A 24,199-nucleotide genomic window follows, 5' to 3' on the forward strand; every position below is an offset into this window, starting at 1 on the left:
GGTGTATAATAATGAATATTATAGAATGGTTATCGTATTCTGAAAAAAAATTATGTAATAGTAAAACATCTAAATTAGATTCAGAAATATTGTTATGTTTTGTATTAAAATATTCAAAGATAGAATTATTTTATAATAAAAAAAAAAAAATAAAAAAAAATGATTTATTAATTTTAAATAATTTATTATATAGAAGAAAATTAAAAGAACCTATTGCTTATCTTATAAAAAAAAAAGAATTTTGGTCTTTATCTTTTTTTGTTTCTCCTTTTGTATTAATCCCTAGACCAGATACTGAAATTCTTGTAGAACAGGTTTTATTAAAAATTTCTTTAAAAAAAAATACTATTTTAGATCTAGGTACTGGTTGTGGTGCAATCGCTTTATCATTAGCTTCAAAATATTCTAAATGTAATATTATTGGAGTAGATAATAGTTTAGATGCATTAAAAGTAGCTCGTTATAATTCTAAAAAATTAAATATTAAAAATGTTGATTTTATTTATAGTAACTGGTTTTCAAATGTTCCTTTAAAAAAATTTCATATTATTGTTTGTAATCCTCCATATTTATCTATAAAAGATTTCTATAATTCTTCTGATCTTTTTTTTGAACCTTATTCTGCTTTAGTGTCTGGAAAAAATGGAATAGAGTGTATACAATATATTATAAGAAACGCTTTTCATTATTTTGTTTCTACAGGTTGGTTATATATTGAACATTGTTATAAACAAGTAAAAATAGTAAGAAAACTCTTTAAAAACAATTTTTTTATAAAAATATCTTCTATAAAAGATTATTCTAATCGTAATAGAGTAACTTTTGGTTTCTTAAATACAAAAATTTAATTTTATAAAAATTTTGTTTTATATATCATTTTAATTTTTTACATTTATTTAGGATAATATATGATAAATTTAAATAATATTGATTTTTCTACAACATCTTTGTTTGAGATTATGGTTAAACTTATGGTAAAAATTCGTTGTGATTTTCAAGAAAAAATCATAATGAAAATATGTAAAAATAAAGTTCAAGAATCTTTATTATTTATTTCTGAAAAATTAACAGAAACAGAAAAATTAGAAAAATTATTATTTATTTTTTATAAAAAATGGAACTTTGGTTGTACAGTTAAAATACATAAATTATCTGATATGTTATGGTTAGATAAAATGATCTTATCTAATCAAGGAAATTCTTTTTCTTTAGGAATATTTTTTATGTATATTGCTAGTCAACTGAATTTATCAATTATTCCTATAATATTTCCAACACAATTAATTATAAAATTTAAAAATTTAGAAGAAAAATTATTATATATTGATCCTGTTAATGGAGATATACTTAATAAACATATTTTACAATCCTGGTTAAAAGGTAATATTAGCCCTTCAGCTGAATTAAGTGATAATCATTTAAAAGAATCTAATTCATCAGTTATTGCACAGAAAATATTAGATATGCTAAAAATAGCTTTAATTGAAGAACAAAATATAGAATTAGCTTTAAATGTAAGTAATATTTTGTTAACATTAAAACCTAAAGATCCATATGAAATTCGAGACAGAGGACTAATTTTCTCTCAATTAAATTGTTATCGTGCAGCTATTTCAGATTTATTATATTTTGTTGAGCAACGCCCAGAAGATCCAGTTAGTGACATTATTAAAATGCAAATTCATTCAATTGAACAAAAAAAAATTACTTTTCATTAAAAATATTTTTTTTATTTACTAAATGATATTTTTATTAATTTTACTTTTTAATGATTTTTTATTTTTTTTAAATAATTGTTTTGTATAAAAAGAGATATATTATGACAAAAGAATTGATTTTAGTTCTGAATTGTGGAAGTTCTTCAGTCAAATTTTCTATTATTGATCCTATTAAAGAAGTTACTTATATTGATGGAATAGTAGAAACTGTAAACAGTGTTACATCTTTAATAATAAAGAATTTTATAAAAAATAAAAAATTATTTAAAAAATTTGATAAAGTAGAATCATATAAGAAGTTAATTATATTGATTTTTGATATATTAATTGATCAATATAAAAATTATTTAAATAATGTAATTGGTATTGGTCATAGGGTTGTTCATGGAGGAGAGTATTTAAAAAAATCTATGATTATTAATTCTTTTATTTTATCAAAAATTCAAGAATCATCTATCTTTGCTCCTTTACATAATCCTTTTCATTTACTAGCTATTAATGTAGCATTAAAAAAAATATTAAAATTAAAAAATTTTAATGTGGCAGTTTTTGATACTGCATTTCATCATACTTTACCTAAAGAATCATTCTTGTATGCTATTCCTTATCATTTTTATACTGATTATTCTATTCGTAGATACGGTGCTCATGGAATTAATCATTTTTATATAACTAAACAATCTTCTATTTTTTTAAAAAAACCTATTTTTAAATTAAATATTATTAGTTGTCATTTAGGTAGCGGTTCTTCTATAACTGCTATAGTAAATGGTAAATCAGTAGATACATCTATGGGTTTAACTCCACTAGAAGGGTTAGTTATGGGAACTCGATGTGGAGATATTGATCCATCTATTATTTTTTATATGGTTAAAAAATTAGGAATTTCTATTGATAAAGTACAAAAGATATTAACTGAAAATTCAGGAGTTTTAGGAATTAGTTCTATTTCTAATGATTTTAGAAAACTAGAAGAAAAATATAATATTAATAAAAAAGCAAAATTATCAATTGATATATTTTGTCGTCGTGTTTCTAAATATATTTGTGGATATTCTTCATTAATGTGTGGACGATTAGATGCTATTATATTTACAGGTGGAATTGGAGAAAATTCTAGTTTAATTCGTTATAAAATAATAAATAAATTATCTTTAATAGGTTGTTTTTTAGATATAGATAAGAATTTAAAAAATAACAAAAAAATTATGTTTATAAATTCTATTAAAAGTATACCGATACTGGTTATACCGGCTAATGAAAATCAAATTATAGCTAAAGAAACTTATGATTTAGTAAAAAAATCAATTTTATAAAAGCGGAATATTAAAATTATTTTTTTAAAAATAATTTTTTTATATTATAAATCGATATTTTTTTAAACCTTATTTTTAATAAATATTTTATGAAAAATTATTCAGAAAATTTTAAATTGTTTTTACAAAGAAAAGCTAGTTCAAATATCAAGAAAATTATTTTTCCGGAAGGTAATAATATTAAAATTATTAAATCTGCATCTATAAGTAGTAAACTAAAAATAGCAAAGTGTATTTTATTAGGAAATAATAAATATATTAAAGATATAGCAATAAAAAATAATTTTCTTTTACATAAAAATATTAAAATAATTAACCCAAATAGTATCAGAAAATGTTATGTTGATCAATTATTTAAATTAAGAAAAGATAAAGGAATTACTAGTTATTCAGATGCTTATCGTTTATTAGATAGTAATATTATTTTATCTCTTATGATGCTTTATCAAGGTGATGTAGATGGTGTAGTAGCGGGAATCTCACATTCAACAGCTGATATTATTAGACCTACTTTTCAATTAATACAAAATAATTGTAGAGATCCATTTGTTTCTTCGGTTTTTTTGATGTTATTTCCTAAAAAAGTATTAGTATATGGTGATTGTGCAATTAATCGATATCCGGATTCAAAAATGTTAGCTAAAATTGCAATACAGTCTTCTCAAACAGCGGATTCTCTTGGTATTACACCTAAAGTAGCTATGCTTTCGTACTCTACTGGTACTTCAGGATCAGGTATTTCTGTGGATAAAATAAAAGATTCTATAGATATAGTTAAAAGTACTTATCCAAAACTATTAATTGATGGTCCTATACAATATGACGCTGCTGTTTCTAAAAAAATAGCACATATAAAATTACCATATTCAAAAGTAGCAGGTAAAGCTACAGTATTAATTTTTCCAGATTTAAATTCTGGAAATATTACATATAAAGCAGTACAAAGATCATCAGGAATTATATCTATCGGACCTATTTTACAAGGTTTATGTAAACCAGTTAATGATTTATCTAGAGGTGCAACAGTAGATGATATTATTTATACTACTGCTATGACTGCCATTCAGTCTTTTTAGAATATTTTAAATGATATTATAGTAATTAAAAATATATAATGATGATTTATTTTCATAAAATTACTATAATAAATAATTTTTTTATTTGATGTAGTAATTTTATGATTCTAACGGATTATACGATAATTTTTGTAAACCAACTACTTTTTCTTTTTTAGTTGTTCTAATTAATATAACTCCTTGTGTATTTCTTTTTAAGATTGCTATTTCAGAAACTCTAATTCTTACAAGAGTTCCAGCATCTGTTATCATCATTATTTGATTATTTTGATTAACCTGTATAGCACCTATTACTACTCCATTTTTTTGGGTAACTCGAATTGAAATAACACCTTTAGTAGCACGAGATTTAATAGGAAATTGGTTTATTTTTGTTCTTTTTCCATACCCATTTTCAGTTACTATTAGTATATCATCTTTTTTATTTGGAACTAATAAAGATACTAGTCGATCATTATTAATAATTTTAATTCCACATATACCAGCAGCAGTACGCCCCATTTTTCTTATAGTTTTTTCAGAAAATTGTACTACTTTTCCTTTAGAGGTAAATATTAATATATTATTTTTTCCGTTAGTTAATGAAACTCCTATTAGCTCATCATTTTTTCGTAAATTAATCGCAATAATTCCTGAATTTCTTGGTTTTTGAAATTGATTTAATGGTGTTTTTTTTACAAAACCTAAAGCTGTAGCCATAAATATATTTATAGATGATTTATATTGAGAAATAGGTAAAATTGCAGTAATTCTTTCTTTTTGCATAAGAGGTAATAAATTAATAATTGGACGTCCTCGTGCATGCCTGCTAGTTTCAGGTAATTGGTATACTTTCATCCAATATAATATACCTCTACTAGAAAAACATAAAATCGTATCATGTGAGTTTGCTACTAATAAATTTGCTATATGATCTTTTTCTTTAGTTTTAGCAGCTGATTTTCCTTTTCCTCCTCTTCTTTGTGCATTATAATCAGAAATTGGTTGATATTTTACATATCCTGAATATGATAATGTTACTACTACGCTTTCTTTTACTATTATATCTTCCATATTAATTTCTGACACTTTTTTAATTATTTTAGTTTTTCTATGATCTGAAAATTGTTTTTTTATTTCTATTAATTCATTTTTAATGATAATTTTTAATTCTTTTGAATTAGAAAGTATTTTTTTTAAATATAAATTTTTTTTATTTAAATCTTTATTTTCCTGATAAATTTTATTTTTTTCTAAACTGGTAAGTTTATTTAATTTTATATCTAAAATAGAATGTGCTTGTTTTGTACTAAAATTAAAATTTATATAATTATCTTTTAAATTGTTTTTAATTTTTATAGTAGTTTTTTTTCTCCAATTAATTTTTTTTAGATTTTTTATTGCTTTTTTATTGTTTTTTGAGCTTTTTATAACTTTAATAATCTTATCAATATTATCTAATGCTACAGAAAATCCTTCTAAAAGATGTATTCTTTTTGTGTATTTTTTTAATTTAAAAATACACTTTCTAGTAATAATATTTTTTCTATGTTTAATAAATTCATTTATTATATTTTTTAAACTCATTTTTTTCGGTTGTCCAGATGATGACAACGCTACCATATTGATACCAAAAGATGTTTGTAGAGATGTTAGTGTATATAGTTGATTAAGAACAACTTTAGTAATAAAATCTTTTTTTATTTCAATTACTATTCTCATACCATCTTTGTCTGATTCATCGCGTATATTTGAGATACCATTAATTTTTTTTTCTTTTACTAAAATAGCTATTTTTTCAATTAATTTTGATTTATTAACTTGATAAGGTAATTCATAGATAACAAGTGATTCTTTTTTATTTTTTTTATTTATCTCTATTAAATATCTAGATCTAATTGATATTTTTCCTTTTCCTGTACGGTAAGCTTCTTGAATACCAATTTTTCCATAGATTATACCTGCTGTAGGAAAATCTGGACCTGGTATGTATACCATAAGTTTTTTTAAAGAAATACTTGGATTATCTAAATATGCTATACATCCATTAATTACTTCTTTTAAGTTATGCGGAGGAATGTTTGTAGCCATTCCTACAGCAATACCAGAAGAACCATTAATTAATAAATTAGGAATTTTAGTAGGTAAAATTTCTGGTATTTTTTCTGTGCCGTCATAATTTAAAACAAAATTTATTGTATTTTTTTTTAAATCACTCAACATTTCATGTGCTATTTTAGACATACGTATTTCAGTATATCTCATAGCTGCAGCAGAATCTCCATCAATGGATCCAAAATTACCTTGTCCATCAATTAGTGTATATCTCAAGGAAAATGGTTGAGCCATTCGTACAATAGCATCATATACTGCAGAATCTCCATGAGGGTGATATTTACCTATTACATCTCCTACAATTCTAGCAGATTTTTTATAAGGTTTATTCCATTTATTACCTAATATATTCATAGCAAATAATATTCTTCGATGAACTGGTTTTAATCCATCTCTTACATCAGGTAAAGCTCGGCCTATTATTACAGACATAGCATAATCAAGATAAGATCTTTTTAACTCTTCTTCAATACTGACCTGTTTGATTTCTAGTGCAATGTCTTTCATAGATTTGTGATCTCAATAATATAATTTTATATTTAATATTTATTATTTAAATCATATTTAATGATTTAATAATTAGTTTTTGTGTTTTTATTAAAAAAAATAGATAGTTTTATTTATTTAATATATAAATTAATATTAATTATTTATAATATTTTTATATTTTTTTATATATTAAATATATACAATGATAGAAAGGAACCATTATATATATTATAATTTTTTTATTTTTAAATGAAATAAATATTTTTAGTTAAATATAAATATAACTATCTTTATATTTTAAAAATATATTTTTTACAAAAAATTATATTTTTTGAAAATTTTTAGATAAATATTTATTTATTCCTTTTGGTGTTGCTTGAATTGCGTCTTTCCCTGGAACCCAGTTGGCTGGACAAACTTCACCAAATTTTTCATAAAATTGAAGTGCATCAATTATTCGTATTATTTCTTTAATATTACGTCCGATTGGAAGATCATTAATAGATTGATGTCTAATAATATTATTGTTATCTATTAAAAATGATGCTCTTAATGCTATTTTTAATTCGTGATGTTCTATTCCATATGATTTTTGTATGTTTCTTTTTATATCTGATATCATAGGAAATTTTATTAAACCAATTCCACCTGAATCTGGTAATGTATTTCTCCATGCATTATGTACATATACTGAATCAATAGATACACCTACAATATATACTTCTCTATTTTTAAATTCATTATATAAGTTATTAAATGCTATTAATTCTGAAGGGCATACAAAAGTAAAATCCATAGGCCAAAAAAATAAAATAGTTTTTTTTCCTTTTGAATATTTTTTTAGATTAAAATTATTAATTATTTGACCGTCCGGTAAAACAGCAGGTGCAATAAAATTAGGAGCTTGTTGAGATACTAGAATCATATTTATTTTTACCTCGATTAAATAGAATAAAATTATATTTATAATTAAGTATTCATAATTTATTTATGATATATTATATTATATCATATTTTTTATTATTATATTTTTATTTAAAAAAATGTTTTTTTATTCATATTTTTATATAATAATTAAATAAAATTATTTTTTTATATGACAATATATTTAAATTAATTCTATTTTTAATTAGAAAAAATAGTAATTTTTATTTTTTAATCTTAATAAAGGTATATTATAATGATAATTAATAAGAATATTTCATGGTCTAATTTATTTTCTATAGAAAAAAAAAAACATATTTTATTAATTTGTTTAATGAAATTAAATATATACAAAAACATACTATAGTTTATCCTCCTAAGAAAATGATTTTTAATTCCTTTTTAATGACACCTTTATTAAGTGTTAAAGTTGTAATTTTAGGTCAAGATCCTTATTGTCATGTAGGTCAAGCTCATGGATTATCATTTTCTGTTCCTAATAAAATTCCAACTCCACCTTCTTTAAAAAATATTTTTAAAGAATTACAAAATGATTTTTTATTTCATAAAAATAAAATGTTTAATTGTTTAGAACCTTGGGCAAAACAAGGAGTTTTATTATTAAATTCAATATTAACTGTTTCAGATAGTGTTCCTGGTTCTCATAGGAGAATAGGGTGGGAAATTTTTACTGATCAAGTAATTAAATTTATTAACAAGTTTTGTACGGGAGTAGTATTTTTACTATGGGGTTCTTTTTCTTTTTCTAAATATAATCTTATTAATCAAAAAAAACATTTTATATTAAAAGCCCCGCATCCATCACCATTATCATGTTCTCGAGGTTTTTTTGGATGCAGACATTTTTCAAAAACAAATAAATTATTAAAACATCAAAAAAAACAACCAATTAATTGGTTTAAAAATATGATATATTAAATTATCTATTTTTTATAGATAGATTTTTAATCCTATATCTATATAGTCTATATTGTAACAATTGCTTTTTTAATAATTTTATTTTTAAAAATATATCCATTTTTTTTAATGTTTTTAATTGTTGAATTATTTGATAGATTATTATTTATATTTTTATCTTGTAACGTATGTATATTATGATTAAATGCTATATTGACTTGATCTATTTTTTTTATACGCCATATTTTTAAATTTTTTTCAAATATATTTTTTGTTAATTGTATACCTTCTATTATTGTATTTTGTGTTAAATTTGAATTTTGAGATATTTTTATTAATTTGTCAATTTTATCAATAATAGGAACAATAGATTTTAAAAAATTTTTAATTTGATTATTTTTAATTAAATCAATTTTTTTTTTATTATTTTTTTTTATATTATTTATATCAGCATAATATTTTAATTTTTTTTTTTTTTTTTTTTTTATTAAAGAAGAAATTTTTTCTTCTATTTTTTTAAATTTTTTTATTTTTTTTTCTTGTTTTTTATCTTTAATATTTTTTTCTATTTCTTTATTTTTATAATCTTTAATTTTTTTTTTTTGCATTTTTTTCTCTATTAAATTGGTTTAATTAAAAAAAATAATTAAATTTAATTATTTTTTTTAAACAAAATAATTAAAAAATTTAAATTATTAAAATAATTTCTTTTTATTGAAAAAATATATAAATAATTATATTTTATTTATATTTTTTTTCATATGATATATATTTAATTGAATTTTTTATTAGATATTTTTGGAGCTGGCGGGATTCGAACCCGCGTCCAAAATAACTGAGATTATTGCTCTACATGTTTAGTTTATTTTTTTTATTAAATAATACTTAATAAACAAAGTATTATTTTTTATCTTGATTTTAAATATCACTATATTCTTTCAAGATTAATCGAATATAGTTATCTCTTTTTATATAACCTTTCAAAATATATCTATTCTATTTAAAGAGAAGAAAAATAGATTAGAAAGAAAGGGCTTTATCTAGTTTTTTAAGCTGCTAAAGCGTAAGTTTTATTTTTTGCTTTTGTTTTAAATTGGTTTTTTATCGAGGCAAACCAACCCTCGACATGCAACAAAAATTTTTGTATATTTTGTCAAATCCATAATCAGCCCCATATATAAATTATATTATAATAGATTTGTTTAATTTAAACAATATTATATATATTTTTTTTATTAATTTAATTTTATTATTATAAAATAAAAATATATTTTTTTATTTTATTTTTTGATATATTTTTAACTTTAAAGAGTGATTTTAAAAATGATAGATATTTTTAATAAAATAGAAAAACAATTACAGGAAAATAGTATTGTTATATATATGAAAGGTTCACCTGAGCACCCAAGTTGCGGTTTTTCAGCTCGAGCAGTACGAGCATTATCATATTGTACTTCTGATTTTTTTTACGTTGATGTTTTACAAAATGATGATATTCGTATAGCTTTACCTAAATATTCAAAATGGCCTACTTTTCCTCAGTTGTGGGTTAATAAAAATTTGATTGGAGGGTGTGATATTATTTTAGAAATGTTTCGTAGTGGAGAATTATTAAATTTAGTTCAAAACTGTAAGAATAATATAAAATCTAGTATATAATTTTCAATAATATTAAATATATTGTATGTTTATATCTCATCATTTCTTTTTCGATGAGATATATTTGGAGGCCATCCCCCGATTCTTTTCCATCTATTCACGATTTCGCAAAAAAGATATGCTGTTTGCATAGTGTCATATAAGGCGGAGTGTGCTTGCACAGTATCAAATGGAATTCCTGCAATTTTGCACGCTTTTGCCAGAACAGTTTGTCCAAAAATTAAACCGCTAAGTGTAGCAGTATCAAAGGTAGTAAATGAATGAAAAGGATTTTTTTTTGTTTTTGTTCTTTTAGCAGCAGCCATTAAAAAATTATGATCAAAATTTGCATTATGTGCTACTAATATTCCTTTTTTGCATTTATGGATACTGATTTTTTTTTTTACTAATTCAAATATATATTCTAACGCATTTTTTTCACTAATTGCTCCTCTAAGAGGATTAAATGGATCAATTTTATTAAATGCTACAGATTCTGCTTTTATAACAGAACCTTGAAAAGGTATAATATGAAAATGTAAAGTTTCATCTATTTGCAACCAACCAAATTCATTCATTTTTAATGTTACAGCAGCAATTTCTAATAAAGCATCTGTTTTTGCATTAAATCCTGCACTTTCTATATCTAGAACAACAGGATAAAATCCTCTAAATCGATTATTTAGAGTAACTCGTAAATTTTGCTTTATATACATATGAATCTCAATTTCAGTATTTAGTGTAATAAATTAGTTTTTTTATATAAGATCATAATCATTTTTTTAAAATAATCTAACATATTTAAATAAAATGATTTTTTGTATATATGTTATTATAATTTTATTTTATATTTGAAATTTAAAATTTTATACAAAAGTATAAATTCTATTTTTTATAATTGAAATTTATTTAACAAAAATATTAATATTTATTTTTAGTAAATAAAAAGTTTTCTTTTAGTAAAATATTAAAATTGACTTTTAAATATTTTTTATTATAAATGCAATTTATATTATCATAATATAAAAATTAATTATTTTTTATTTTATAAAATTTTATGAAAATTATATAAATAAATTTTATATTCTTTTTATAAAAATAAATTTTTTAATCATAAAAATTATATAATTATATTATATATATAATATAATTTTATTTTTTTATTGATAAATTATACAAGTATTTTTTTATTAATCAAAATCACATTTTAAAGTAGGTTTTTTTTGAAAAAAATAAAAATGATTGTAGGTTTAGGAAATTCTTTTCATAAATATTATGAAACAAGACATAATGTTGGTTTTTGGTTTATTAACATGTTATCTGATTTTTATAAAAGTTCATTGAAATTAAAAAAAAGATTTTTAGGATTTATATCTTCTATTAAATTAAAAAATAATAAAATTTATTTATTACGACCAAATCTTTTTATGAATTTAAATGGTAATTCTGTATATGCTTTATCATCTTTTTATAAAATTAAGTTATCTGAAATTTTAATAGTACGAGATGAATTAGATTTACTTCCTGGGGTATTAAAAATAAAAATAGGTACATCTTATAATGGTCATAATGGAGTTAAAAGTATTATTGATATTTTTAAAAATAAAAGTACTTTTATGCAATTAAATATTGGTATTGGTCGACCAAAATTAAAAAAAAATGTATCAAATTTTGTTTTAAATAATCCTAGTATTATAGAAAAAAAAATGATTATAAAAGCAATTTTTGAATTTATTTTTTTGACTAAAGATAATATCTACAAAAAAGATTTTTTAAAAAATAAAAAAATTGTTTTAAACAAATAAAGTTATTTTTAATTAATAAGATTTTTTATTTCATAGGTGTGAATTATTGTGGTATATAAATTTGGTATTATAGGTTTACCTAATGTAGGAAAATCAGCATTATTTAATAAGATAACAAAATTAAATATTCCATCAAAAAATTTTCCTTTTTGTACTATTAATCCTAATATAGGTATTGTATCAGTATTTGATACTAGATTAGAAAAAATTGCCAATTGTGTATTATCAAAAAATATTGTTCCTAGTATTATTACTTTAATTGATATTGCAGGTTTGGTAAAAGGAGCCTCTAAAGGAGAAGGTTTAGGGAATAAATTTTTAGAAAAAATTAGAGAATGTAATGCTCTTATACATGTTATACGTTATTTTAAAGATACCAATATAATTCATATATATAATGAAATTGATCCAGTTCGAGATATTGATATTATTAATACAGAATTAATGTTATCTGACTTAGATTTATGTGAAAAGATTATTAAAAGAAATTCATTAGCTAAATTTACAAAAGATATTAATCAAAAAGTAATATTAAATTTAATAAATCGTTGTATTTGTCAACTACAAGCCGGATTAGCTTTAAGAGATGTTATATTTACTAAAGATGAACTTAAAAAATTAAAACAATATCAGTTTTTAACCTTAAAACCTGTAATTTATATTGTAAATACAGAATACAATATAGATATGAATTTTTTTTTAGATAAATTTTTTAAAAATAAAAATATTAATAAATCAATCATTTTTTCTATAATATTAAAGGAAAATAATAATATTAAGTTAAATTATGTTGATAATGATTTGTCTAAAAAAAATATGTTATATATTGATTTTATTGATTGTAAAAAAATTATTAAAAAATTATGTGATATTCTACAATTAGAAACATTTTTTACGGCAGGTTCTAAGGAAGTTAGATCTTGGCTTTTTAAGAAAGGAAAAACAGCAATACAAACAGCTAAATTAATTCATACTGATTTTTCTAAAGGATTTATTAGAGCTCAAATAACTTCATATAACGATTTAATAAAATATTGTAGCATGAATGAAATTAGAAAATTAGGAAAAATACGTAGTGAAGGAAAAAAATATGTTGTGCAAGATGGTGATATTATAAATTTTTTATTTAATATATAAATTATAATGATATTTACTCTATTATTATTTAGAGAGGTGTATATATTCCTCTCTAAATTTTAAGATTTATTAAATATTTTTTAATAAAAATTTTTTTAATTTTAAAAAATCTGGTTTCATACTATGTGAAAAATTTTTTAAATTTACTCTAGAATGTAAAGAGTTTGGTAATTTTAATTTTATATTTAATATTTCTTCTACAGTATTTTGAAATTTAGATGGATGAGCAGTTCCTAAAAATAAACCAAAATCTGTTTTTTGAATATGTTTTTTTAATACTTTGTACGCTATAGCTGCATGTGGCTCTGATGTATATCCAATTTTATATAATTCTTGTATTGTTTTTATAGTTTCTGCATCAGATACACTTTCAGATTTTAAATTATTTAAATTCCATTTTTTTCTTTTGAATAACTCTTCTACTCTAGGCCAATTATTTGGTTGACTAATATCCATAGCATTTGAAATAGTTGACACTGTACTCTTTGGTTTCCATTGTCCACTTTTTAGAAATCTAGGTACAGTATCATTGGAATTAGTAGCAGCAATAAAAGATTTAATTGGTAATCCTAATGATTTAGCAATTAATCCCGCTGTTAAATTACCAAAGTTTCCGCAAGGAATAGATATAACTATATTATTATGATATTTAGATGGAATTAATGCAAATGCTTCAAAATAATAACATATTTGAGCTAACAATCTACTAATATTAATTGAATTAGCTGAATTTAAACCAATCTTTTTTTTTAATTTTTTATCGTTAAAAGATTGTTTTACTAAATATTGACAATCATCAAAACTTCCATCAATAGCAATTGTATGTATATTTTTTCCTAATGTGCAGAATAATATTTCTTGTAACTTACTGACTCTACCTTTAGGATATAAAATAACAACTCGAATATTATTCATACGATAAAATGCATGAGCAACTGCAGCACCAGTGTCTCCTGAAGTAGCAGTTAGTATTGTCATGATAGAATTTTTATTTTTCCAATATGAAAGCATTTGAGCCATAAATCTAGCTCCAAAATCTTTAAAAGCTAATGTTGGTCCGTGAAATAATTCTAAACATGAAATGTTTTTAGTAACAGGTACAATAATTGGTTTGGTAAAAGAAAAGGCTATTTTAATTTGTTTTTTTAAATCTTTTAATGATATTTCATCTGAAATAAAATGTGATAATATATGTGTACTACGATCGATAAAATTCATTTTTATTAAATTTTCTAATACTTTAGTATTAAATTTTGGTAAATATTTTGGAAAAAATAATCCTTGTTTTTTTCCCAAACCATACTTAATAGCATTTAAGAAATTTACTTCTTCATTATTATCTTTTAAATTATATAATTTCATTTTAGATCCTTATTTTTCTAGCACCTAACTGATCAATTTTACAAATATATACAAATCCTTTTTTATTTTTAATATAATTTTTTTCTAACCATTTTTTTACTTTATTTGCAATAGAAAAATTTAGACATATTGAAAATAAAGTAGGTCCAGAACCTGAAATATTACATGTTGAAGCACCTAACTTAGTTACTGCATCTTTTATTTTTAAAAAATTAGGTATTAACGGAATTCGATAAGGCTCAGCAATAGTATCTATCATAACTCGAATTGCTAATTCTGATTTTTTAGTATATAAAGCATGTATAAAAGTAGATAAATTTCGACTATTTTTTATACATTTTTCTTTATCATATGTTAGTGGTAAAATATTTCTTGCGGTAGAAGTAGATAATGTAACACCGGGCCATGCAATTACCCAAAGCCAATTATCAAATATAGGAAGTTTTTGTGTGAGATGATTTTTATCATCTGTAATTAATTGTAAACCACCTAAATAACATGGTGCAACATTATCATAATGCACACTACCTGATATATTTCCTTCTAATTTTCCCATAATATCTATTAATTCTTTTTTGTTAAGATTTGTTTTATAGAATTGATTTAAAGCTAGTACACTAGCTACTATAGATGAAGCGCTAGATCCCAAACCAGAACCAATTGGCATATTTTTTTCGAGTGTAATAGATATTTGTATTTTTTTTTTTATTATTTCATTAAACCAGTTCCATGCTTGCCATATAATATTTTTTTTTATATCTTTTGGTAATTGATCAGAAAAATTTCCATGACAGTTGAATTGAAAAGTATTTGATGATTGTATCGATATACAGTCACCCAGTAAAGTGCCATCTATTGGAATAATAGCTGCTCCTAAAATATCAAAACCAACACCAACATTTCCAATAGAAGCGGGAGCATAAATTTTTATCATTATTTTAAACTCTTAATATTATAATACAATACGCAATAAATCAGAAAAAATACCTGATGCGGTTACACTATTTCCAGCCCCGTAACCACGTAGTATTAAAGGAATTGGTTGATAATATTTTGTATAAAAAACAAATATATTTTCTCCATTTTTGATATAAAATAATGGATTTTTATTATTTACAGATTTTATTTTTACGCTACATTGACCATCGTTTTTTATAGTACCAATAAATCTTAATACTTTTTTTTCTTTTTTAGCTTTTTTTACTTTTTTAATAAATAAATTATCTATTTTTTTTAATTTAGACAAAAAAACTTTTTTATTATCTATTTTTTTTAAATAATCAGGTAAAATTTTTTCTATTTTAACATCAGAAAGTTCTAAAGAATATCCAAATTCCCTTGAGAGAATTAATAATTTTCTAGCTATATCAATTCCTGATAGATCATCTTTTGGATTTGGTTCTGTAAATCCTAATTTTTTAGCATTTTTTGTAGCTTCTGATAATGTTTTATTATTATCTAGCTCTCCAAATATATATGACATTGAACCAGAAAGAATTCCTTGAAATTTAATTAAACGGTCACCTGAATCTATTAAATTTTTTAAATTTTGAATAACTGGTAAACCTGCTCCAACGTGTGTTTCATAAAAAAATTTTTTATTATATCTATTAGATGTATTTCTTATTTTTATATATTCAGATAATTTTGATGAATTAGATTTTTTATTAGCTGTAATAATATGAAATCCAGATTTCATAATTAAATTATATTGATTAGCAATATTTTGACTTGATGTACAATCTATAAAAATAGGAATTAAATAACCGTTTTTTTTTGCTAAATTTAAAATATTTTTTAAATAAAAAACCCTGGTAGAGTTTTTAAATTTATTAATCCATTTCTTTTGTTTAATATTTTTTTTATTTATGATATATTTTTTAGAGTTTGCAATAAGATTAATATTTATTTGAATAAATTTTTTTTTCAATATTTTACGTTGAGCGAAAATTATTTTTAGTAGTTCTAATCCAACTCCCCCAATACCAATTAAGAAAATATTTATTGGTACTATTTTATTGATAATTAAATTATGAATGTTTTTTATTATTTTAATAATATTTATATCTTTTAATACTATTGATAATGATATATTTGATATATTATGTGATATAAATAATATTTTATTATTAAAACTATCTATAATTGAACAGATTTTTTTTAAAATTATAGTGTTATTTTTTGTAATATTACTACTAATTATAGAAATAATACTCAGTTTTTTTAATAAAATAATTGGTTTTAATATTTTTTTTTGTATTTCTATGCTAAAAATTTTTTCTAATTCATTTTTAATATTAATCGAATAATTTTTTTGAAAATAAAAACTAATTCTGTTATCTGATAGAGATTGTTTATATAAATATGTAATAATATTATTAGAGGATAAATACTTTAATAGTTTATATGATATTTTTTCTATATTATAATTTTTTGATATAAATATATTTATTAAAATAATTTTATTTAAATATGTAATTCCTTTAATTTTTTTATCATTTTTTTTATTTTTATTACTAATAATAGTTCCCGGGTGTTGTATATTATTTGTATTTTTAATAATGCATGGTATATTATATTTTTTTAAAGGTTTTATAGAAGCAGGATGAATTACTTTGGCTCCCAAATAAGCTAATTCTAGTGTTTCTTGATATGTTATTTCTGATAATAAACGGGCATTTGATATTATATTAGGATCTCCTGTATATATTCCATTTACATCAGTCCAAATTTCACAAGTATGAGAGTTTGTGCATATAGATAAAATTGTTGCAGAGTAATCAGACCCATTTCTTCCTAAAACAACAAGTTCTTTTAATTTATTTCCAGCTATAAATCCTGGCATAAGAACAACATTTACATTTGAAAAATTTAATTTTTGAAAACGTTTTTTTGACTTATTTATATTTACGATAGCATTAAGATAATTATCAGTTGCTGCTACTAATTTAACTGGATTAATTATCATAATTTTATTTTTTTTTATTTTTAATAATTCACTCATTAATTGTATAGAAAGAATTTCTCCTATACTAATTATTTTTGCGTATATATTATCTGGACATTTTTCTAATGATTGAATATTAGAAAATTTATCATATAGTTTTTTATATTGTATAATTATTTTTTTTTGTATCTTCTTTTTAGGATATTTGTTTTCTAATAAATGTATGCTTTTTATTAAATTAAAGAAAAAATTTTTAATAATATTTAGTTTTTTTAGAGGAATAGCGTTTTTTTCTATACACTTTTTAATAGCGTTTTCTAATTTATTTGTAATAGTAGCAGGAGCTGATAATACTACAGATATTTGATTATTTTTTATTTGATCAGTAATAATTGAAGATACTTGTATAAATTTTTCTGCATTTGCAAGTGATGTACCTCCAAATTTTAACGTTTTCATAAATGTAATCTCTTATTAAAAAAATTATTTAGATTTATTTTGTTTTTGATAGTATTAAATACTATATATAAAATATATTGATTAATAGTATATATTTATTAGAACATATATATAATTTTGATTTTATTTTTATGAATGATATGAAAAATTTTTAGAATATAAATATTTTTATTTATAAATATAATATTTATCATATAAAGATATTTTTAGGTAAACTAATAAATTATATCATATTATTAATATTTTTTTTTTTATTATTTTTTTGTAAATCATTAAAAATTAAAATTATATTTTTATTATAAAATGTATTTTTTTTAAAATAAAATATTTTATATATATAAAATGTATTTCTTTTAATTTTATATATTTACAAAGATTTAATTCTAACTAATATTTATATTATAAATATATATTTATCAATATATTTTTTAAAAAATTTTAATAGTATGATTATACTATAATTTTTATAGATTCTATTCATCTATGTATAAATATAATAATATATATTATTATTTTTTTTAAAAAAAAGTTTTTTTTTTATTCCAAAAAAATAAAATTTTTTTTAGTTCAATTTTATTTTCTATTTTTGATCGTAGTGTAGTTAATTCTAAAGCTTGAAAAAAATTATTATTTTGAATGATTTTTTTAATTTCATATTTTTTTTTCATTTCTATATCTTTTTGTAAATTCCATATTTTTTTAATAATTAAAATAATATTTTTAGGAATGCCTAATAGAACTGAATATTTTTTTAAAATATAATTTACAGAAATAAAATATGCTTTAGAATATTTTAATTTTTTAGTATTTAATAATATTTGTATTTTTTCTATTAGTGGATACCATAATAATGTAGCAAATAAGAAGGATGGATAACATATAGGTTTTTTATTAATAATAGAATCTATTTTTTTTAAACATTTTATAATAATATTCTTTAAAAATATTGTATTTTTTTTACTAAGAGTATGAAATAAAAATGGTAGAAGAGGATATACTAAAGAATATTTTCTTAATCTTATGTAGGTTAAATAACCATACCCAAAACAAAATAATTTTATAGATTCACTAAATAATCGTGCAGGTGGTATATTTTTTAGTAAATTTGATAATTTAATTATTGGTTCTGCAGTTTTTTTATCTATATGCATATGTAATCTTACAGAAAAACGAATTACTCTTAACATACGTACAGGATCTTCTCTATATCTTGTTTCAGCATCGCCTATTAATCGTATTATTTTTAATTTTATATCTTTTATACCTCCAACATAATCTCTAATTCCAAAATCTTTTATACTATAATATAACGCATTAATTGTTAAATCTCTTCTATATACATCTTCTTCTATTTTTCCAAAAGTATTATCAAATAATAACATACCATTGTTTATTTTTTTAGAATTACTGCATAATTTATTATTTTCTATATTATTATTTTTAGCTCTAAATGTTGATACTTCTATAATTTCACTTTTAAATATTAAGTGAGCAATAATAAATCGTCTTCCTATTAATCGACAATTTTTAAATAATTTCCTAATTTCATTTGGTTTAGCGTTAGTAGCAATGTCAAAATCTTTAGGTTTTTTTCCTAATAATAAATCTCTAACTCCTCCTCCTACTAAATATGCTTCATAACCTGATTTATTTAATCTATATAATACTTTTATAGAATTTTTACTAATTTTTTTTTGAGATATATTATGATTTTTTTTTATAATATGATTCATATGTTAATATCTACTTTATTTTTATGTTTTTATATAGTTTTTTGAAATTAGTATAATTTAAATAAATGAAAAATAAATTTTATTTTCTATATCATATATAACATATATAATGTATATATATGAGATATATAATTTATTTTAATAATTTAGAATTTTTTAAATTATATACATAAATTAAATTTTTATAAAATATTTATTATTTAAAATTTTTAATTAAATTTATTTTAATAAATATTAATGTTCAAAAATATATTATATTTTTATAAAAATAATATTTAGTAGATATTTTATATATAATGTACTTTTTAGTGTATATAAAATTTTTTATTTTATTTTTTAATTTTTAATTTAAATAAAGAAAGAATATATATTTAAATATTTGAAATGTATTTTATTAAAGAATTATTTTTAAATTTAAAATTTTCTTTTTTATATGTAGAAAATGCCATATTTTGGCATCTAATGTCAAGTAACATTGATATAATAAAAATTATTTATATAAATAGAAAATATATAAATAATATTTATATATAATCTGTTTATATTTTTATATCACGTTTATTAAATTATATATTTAGGAAAAGTAAATGAAGTTTGTTTTTGGTATAGAATATGATGGAAGTATGTATTATGGTTGGCAAAAACAAAGATCTGTATTAACTTTACAGGGATGTGTAGAAACAGCTTTTTCAAAAATTGCTGATCATCAAGTAGATATAGTTTGTGCGGGAAGAACTGATCGTGGTGTACATGCTATTAAACAGATTGCTCATTTTAGTACTAATACTATACGTAGTAATAACGTTTGGTTAAAAGGTGTAAATTCTTTGTTACCATATGATATAAAAGTTTTATGGATAAAAGAAGTTTCATCTAATTTTAATGCTAGATTTTCTGCTATATCTCGTTCTTATAGATATATTATTTTAAATAAAAATAGACAATCTAGTTTTATGACAAAATATTATTTTTATGTAAAAGATGTATTAGATATACAAAAAATGCAATATAGTTCTAGTTTTTTACTTGGTCAACATGATTTTACTTCTTTTAAAAGTAGTGGATGTCAATCTTTATCTCCTAATAGGAAAATAATTTCCTTATTAGTATATAATATAAATGATTTTGTAATTATTGATATTACTGCTAATTCTTTTTTATATCATATGGTGAGAAATATAGTAGGTTGTTTAATTTCTATAGGATTATCTAAACATAGTGTTAATTGGACTAAAATAATTTTACATAATAAAGATATAAATAAAATTTATTCTACTGTTCCACCGCATGGACTATATTTTTTATCTGCTTCATATCCTAATTATTATTCAATATATTAGAAATATTTTAATTAAATATATAAATTTTTTTATACTTTTATTTGTAAAAATTATTTTAATTTTTTTAAATATGATTAATAATTTTTATTATTCATTATTAAAATTAATAATATATAATTTTTATTATTTAATTTTTTATTAAATTTAATTAAACGAATATATTGTATTTTTATTAAAAAAATTTATTTTTATTTTAAAATAAATATTTTATATAAAAATTTATTTTACTTATATAATAATAATATATTATATCATATAATAATATAATGGATAGTTTAATTAATTAAAAATTTTTAAATAAATAAACTTTAAATATTTTTATAAATAAAAAAAATTTTCTTTATATTATTTAATATAATTTTATTCACAATCATATTGTGAACAATATATAATATAATTTTATTTTTTATTTTTATGAAAATTTTCAATAAATTAATATTTTTATGAAAATATTTTCTTTAATTTTATATAAACTTTTTACATTTTGTATTAGCAAAATATGAGATTTTAGTATGTTAGGTAAACTAATTAATAATTTTTTTCTTAGCCGAAATGAACGTGTTTTAAGAAATTTAAATGATCTTGTTATTAAAATAAATAGTTTAGAAAAAGATCTATTAAATTTATCAGATCATGAATTAAAAAAAAAAACATATGAATTTAAATTACGATTAAAAAATGGAGATACAATAGATTCATTACTTCCTGAGGCTTTTTCTGTAATTCGTGAATCTAGTAAAAGAATTTTTGGTATGCGACATTTTGATGTACAAATCTTAGGTGGGATTATTTTACATAAAAAATGTATTGCCGAAATGCGCACAGGAGAAGGAAAAACGCTGACCGCTACATTACCCGCATATTTAAATGCACTTTTAGGTAAAGGGGTGCATATAGTTACAATGAACGATTATCTTGCAAAAAGAGACGCAAATAAAAATCGTATTTTATTTGAGTTTTTAGGCTTGAGTGTTGGTATAAATATTTCAGGTATGTCACAAGAAGATAAAAGAAAAGCATATTTAGCTGATATTACATACGGTACAAATCATGAATATGGTTTTGATTATTTACGTGACAATATGGTTTTTTGTAATACACAGAAAGTTCAAAGAAAATTATATTTTGCTTTAGTTGATGAGGTTGATTCTATTTTAATTGATGAAGCTCGTACACCATTAGTAATTTCAGGATCTATAGAAAATAGTAGTTCTTTATATAATCGTATTAATTCTCTTATTATATATTTAGTACCAAAAAATAAAAAACACTGTAATAAAATTTGTAAAATGGGTGATTTTTATATAGATTATAAACAACGTCAAGTTTATTTGACTGAAATCGGATTAGTCAAGGTAGAAAAATTATTAGTAAAATATAATTTTATATCAAAAAAAGAATTATTATATTTACCTGAAAACATTTTTTTTATTCATCATATACTTTTAGCATTAAAAGCACATTATCTTTTTTTAAAAGATATAGATTATATTATTCAAAATAAAAAAATAATTATTGTTGATGAACATACTGGAAGAATTATGTCAAGTAGACGCTGGTCTGACGGATTACATCAAGCAATAGAAGCAAAAGAAAATGTTTTTATACAGAATGATAATCAAACTTTAGCTACTATAACCTTACAAAATTATTTTCGTTTGTATGTTAAATTATCAGGAATGACTGGTACAGCTGCAACAGAAGCTGTTGAATTTAATTCAATTTATAAATTAGATACGGTAGTTATTCCAACAAATAAACCAATGATTCGAAAAGATATGCCAGATTTAGTGTATCTTTCTAAACAAGATAAAATTAATGCAATTATTTCTGATATACGTAGTTGTGTTCGTCGAAAACAGCCTGTATTAGTTGGAACAGTTTCTATTGAAAAATCTGAACAAATTTCTAAATTATTAAGTCAACTAAATATAAAACATAATGTTTTAAATGCTAAAATTCATTCTCAAGAAGCTCTTATTATATCTAAAGCAGGAGAACCCGGAGCTGTTACTATCGCTACTAATATGGCTGGAAGAGGAACGGATATTGTATTGGGAGGTATTTTAATAGATAATAGTAATAAGAGAAGATATTTATCTCAAAAAAATAGTTTTGTTTCAAAATTATGGAGAGATAAAAATAGATTAGTTGTTGAATCAGGAGGATTACATATTATTGGTACAGAAAGACATGAATCTCGTAGGATTGATAATCAATTAAGAGGAAGATCTGGTAGGCAAGGTGATCCAGGTTCATCAAGATTTTATTTATCACTAGATGATTCTTTAATGCGTCTTTTTGCTTCAAAAAGAGTTATTTATTTTATGAAAACTATTGGCATGAAAGAAGGTCAATCTATTGAACACTCTTGGTTAAGTAAATCTATTGAACAAGCACAAAAAAAAGTAGAAAATCAAAATTTTGATTCTAGAAAACAATTATTAGAATATGACGATATTATTAATGAGCAACGTTCAGTAATATATAATGAAAGAAATAAATTAATTAATAAATCTAGTATTCATGATTATATTTTGTGTATTTTAAAAGATCGTATATATTGTTGTATTAGACAATATATTTCAGGAAATTCAATTAATCTTGATAGTTTTTTTTCTTTAGAGCAAGAATTAAAAAATAATTTTTATTTTATTAAATCAATAAATAAATTTTTAGAACATGATACTACTTTATATGAAAATGTTGATAAATTAATTGATTTAATTGTTACTACAATACAATTTAGTTACAATAATAATACATCTAGTGTTTTAAAAAAATATTCAAATATGATTGAAAAGTCAGTAATGTTACAAATATTAGATATTTTTTGGACAGAACACTTAAATGCAGTAGATTCATTAAGACAGAGTGTTTATTTAAGGGGGTATGCTCAACAAGATCCACAACAAGAATATAAAAGAGAATCATTTTTTATGTTTCAATCAATGTTAGAATCAATAAAAAATAATGTAATTAAAACATTAATTAAAATTTTTTTTATAGAATTTGAAAAAGAGAAAAATATATATTTAAATTTTATTGATAATAAAGATTTTGATTCATTCCATTTATTAATTAGAAAATCTATCGAGATTATATAATTATAAAAAATATTTTTATTATTATTGAATGTAATTAGATTACATTAATTATAATTTATAAATTTATATTTTATTTAAAAAATATTGAATAAATTGAATGATATAATAAAAATATTAGAAGTGAATTTTTTCATAA

General features: G+C 20.8%; 17 protein-coding genes, 1 other RNA gene and 1 pseudogene. 10 read left to right on the top strand and 9 right to left on the bottom strand.

Going from position 1 to position 24,199, the window contains the following annotated elements; genetic code table 11:
- Positions 1-11: 11 nt before the first annotated feature.
- From prmC to pta, 4 genes are all read left to right on the top strand, one after another.
- Positions 12-848: a peptide chain release factor N(5)-glutamine methyltransferase gene (gene prmC, locus BUCICURV3402_RS00590; RefSeq protein ID WP_154029176.1), complete on the top strand. Its 837-nt coding sequence runs from the start codon at positions 12-14 to the stop codon at positions 846-848.
- Between the two features lie 60 nt (positions 849-908).
- Positions 909-1,718, top strand: a complete 810-nt coding sequence (locus tag BUCICURV3402_RS00595; protein ID WP_154029177.1) for a tetratricopeptide repeat protein — start codon at positions 909-911, stop codon at positions 1,716-1,718.
- Positions 1,719-1,819: 101 nt separating this feature from the next.
- On the top strand, positions 1,820-3,034 hold the full coding sequence (locus BUCICURV3402_RS00600; RefSeq protein ID WP_154029178.1) for an acetate/propionate family kinase: 1,215 nt from the start codon (positions 1,820-1,822) through the stop codon (positions 3,032-3,034).
- A gap of 89 nt (positions 3,035-3,123) precedes the next feature.
- The gene (gene pta / locus BUCICURV3402_RS00605; RefSeq protein ID WP_154029179.1) at positions 3,124-4,110 is read left to right on the top strand and encodes a phosphate acetyltransferase; all 987 of its coding nucleotides are present in this window, start codon (positions 3,124-3,126) and stop codon (positions 4,108-4,110) included.
- Positions 4,111-4,209: 99 nt separating this feature from the next.
- On the opposite strand, the gene gyrA is transcribed toward pta, so the two are convergent.
- Positions 4,210-6,711, bottom strand: coding sequence for a DNA topoisomerase (ATP-hydrolyzing) subunit A (gyrA, locus tag BUCICURV3402_RS00610; RefSeq protein ID WP_154029180.1), 2,502 nt, complete (start codon positions 6,709-6,711; stop codon positions 4,210-4,212).
- 304 nt (positions 6,712-7,015) lie between these two features.
- A complete protein-coding gene (locus tag BUCICURV3402_RS00615; protein ID WP_154029181.1) occupies positions 7,016-7,618 on the bottom strand; it encodes a peroxiredoxin in 603 nt (200 codons plus the stop codon).
- A gap of 255 nt (positions 7,619-7,873) precedes the next feature.
- Between BUCICURV3402_RS00615 and ung the strand changes: the two are divergent.
- Positions 7,874-8,556: pseudogene (gene ung, locus BUCICURV3402_RS00620) on the top strand (uracil-DNA glycosylase).
- Positions 8,557-8,603: 47 nt separating this feature from the next.
- On the opposite strand, the gene grpE reads toward ung, so the two are convergent.
- A complete protein-coding gene (grpE, locus tag BUCICURV3402_RS00625; RefSeq protein WP_154029183.1) occupies positions 8,604-9,143 on the bottom strand; it encodes a nucleotide exchange factor GrpE in 540 nt (179 codons plus the stop codon).
- Positions 9,144-9,331: 188 nt separating this feature from the next.
- Positions 9,332-9,708, bottom strand: a transfer-messenger RNA (tmRNA) gene (gene ssrA, locus BUCICURV3402_RS00630).
- 153 nt (positions 9,709-9,861) lie between these two features.
- Between ssrA and grxD the strand changes: the two genes are divergently transcribed.
- Positions 9,862-10,194, top strand: a complete 333-nt coding sequence (gene grxD / locus BUCICURV3402_RS00635; RefSeq protein WP_172598551.1) for a Grx4 family monothiol glutaredoxin — start codon at positions 9,862-9,864, stop codon at positions 10,192-10,194.
- Between the two features lie 29 nt (positions 10,195-10,223).
- On the opposite strand, the gene rnt is transcribed toward grxD, so the two are convergent.
- Entirely contained in the window at positions 10,224-10,889 is a 666-nt protein-coding gene (rnt, locus tag BUCICURV3402_RS00640) for a ribonuclease T (protein ID WP_154029185.1), read from the bottom strand.
- 507 nt (positions 10,890-11,396) lie between these two features.
- Here rnt and pth point away from each other — a divergent pair.
- Positions 11,397-11,978, top strand: coding sequence for an aminoacyl-tRNA hydrolase (pth, locus tag BUCICURV3402_RS00645; protein WP_154029186.1), 582 nt, complete (start codon positions 11,397-11,399; stop codon positions 11,976-11,978).
- A gap of 48 nt (positions 11,979-12,026) precedes the next feature.
- Positions 12,027-13,115 carry a redox-regulated ATPase YchF gene (gene ychF, locus BUCICURV3402_RS00650; protein ID WP_154029187.1) on the top strand — a complete coding sequence of 363 codons (1,089 nt, stop codon included), beginning with the start codon at positions 12,027-12,029 and terminating at the stop codon, positions 13,113-13,115.
- 69 nt (positions 13,116-13,184) lie between these two features.
- On the opposite strand, the gene thrC is transcribed toward ychF, so the two are convergent.
- From thrC to pcnB, 4 genes are all read right to left on the bottom strand, one after another.
- The gene (thrC, locus tag BUCICURV3402_RS00655; RefSeq protein ID WP_154029188.1) at positions 13,185-14,477 is read right to left on the bottom strand and encodes a threonine synthase; all 1,293 of its coding nucleotides are present in this window, start codon (positions 14,475-14,477) and stop codon (positions 13,185-13,187) included.
- A gap of 1 nt (position 14,478) precedes the next feature.
- The gene (gene thrB / locus BUCICURV3402_RS00660) at positions 14,479-15,411 is read right to left on the bottom strand and encodes a homoserine kinase (protein WP_154029189.1); all 933 of its coding nucleotides are present in this window, start codon (positions 15,409-15,411) and stop codon (positions 14,479-14,481) included.
- Positions 15,412-15,429: 18 nt separating this feature from the next.
- A complete protein-coding gene (gene thrA, locus BUCICURV3402_RS00665; protein ID WP_154029190.1) occupies positions 15,430-17,883 on the bottom strand; it encodes a bifunctional aspartate kinase/homoserine dehydrogenase I in 2,454 nt (817 codons plus the stop codon).
- Between the two features lie 518 nt (positions 17,884-18,401).
- Positions 18,402-19,616 carry a polynucleotide adenylyltransferase PcnB gene (pcnB, locus tag BUCICURV3402_RS00670; RefSeq protein WP_154029191.1) on the bottom strand — a complete coding sequence of 405 codons (1,215 nt, stop codon included), beginning with the start codon at positions 19,614-19,616 and terminating at the stop codon, positions 18,402-18,404.
- A 587-nt stretch (positions 19,617-20,203) separates the two neighbouring features.
- Here pcnB and truA point away from each other — a divergent pair.
- Positions 20,204-20,956: a tRNA pseudouridine(38-40) synthase TruA gene (gene truA, locus BUCICURV3402_RS00675; RefSeq protein ID WP_154029192.1), complete on the top strand. Its 753-nt coding sequence runs from the start codon at positions 20,204-20,206 to the stop codon at positions 20,954-20,956.
- A 512-nt stretch (positions 20,957-21,468) separates the two neighbouring features.
- Positions 21,469-24,063, top strand: a complete 2,595-nt coding sequence (gene secA, locus BUCICURV3402_RS00680) for a preprotein translocase subunit SecA (RefSeq protein ID WP_154029193.1) — start codon at positions 21,469-21,471, stop codon at positions 24,061-24,063.
- Positions 24,064-24,199: the final 136 nt, after the last annotated feature.

The sequence above is a fragment of the Buchnera aphidicola (Cinara curvipes) genome (assembly GCF_900698915.1).
In the GTDB taxonomy this organism is placed as follows: domain Bacteria; phylum Pseudomonadota; class Gammaproteobacteria; order Enterobacterales; family Enterobacteriaceae; genus Buchnera_F; species Buchnera_F aphidicola_AY.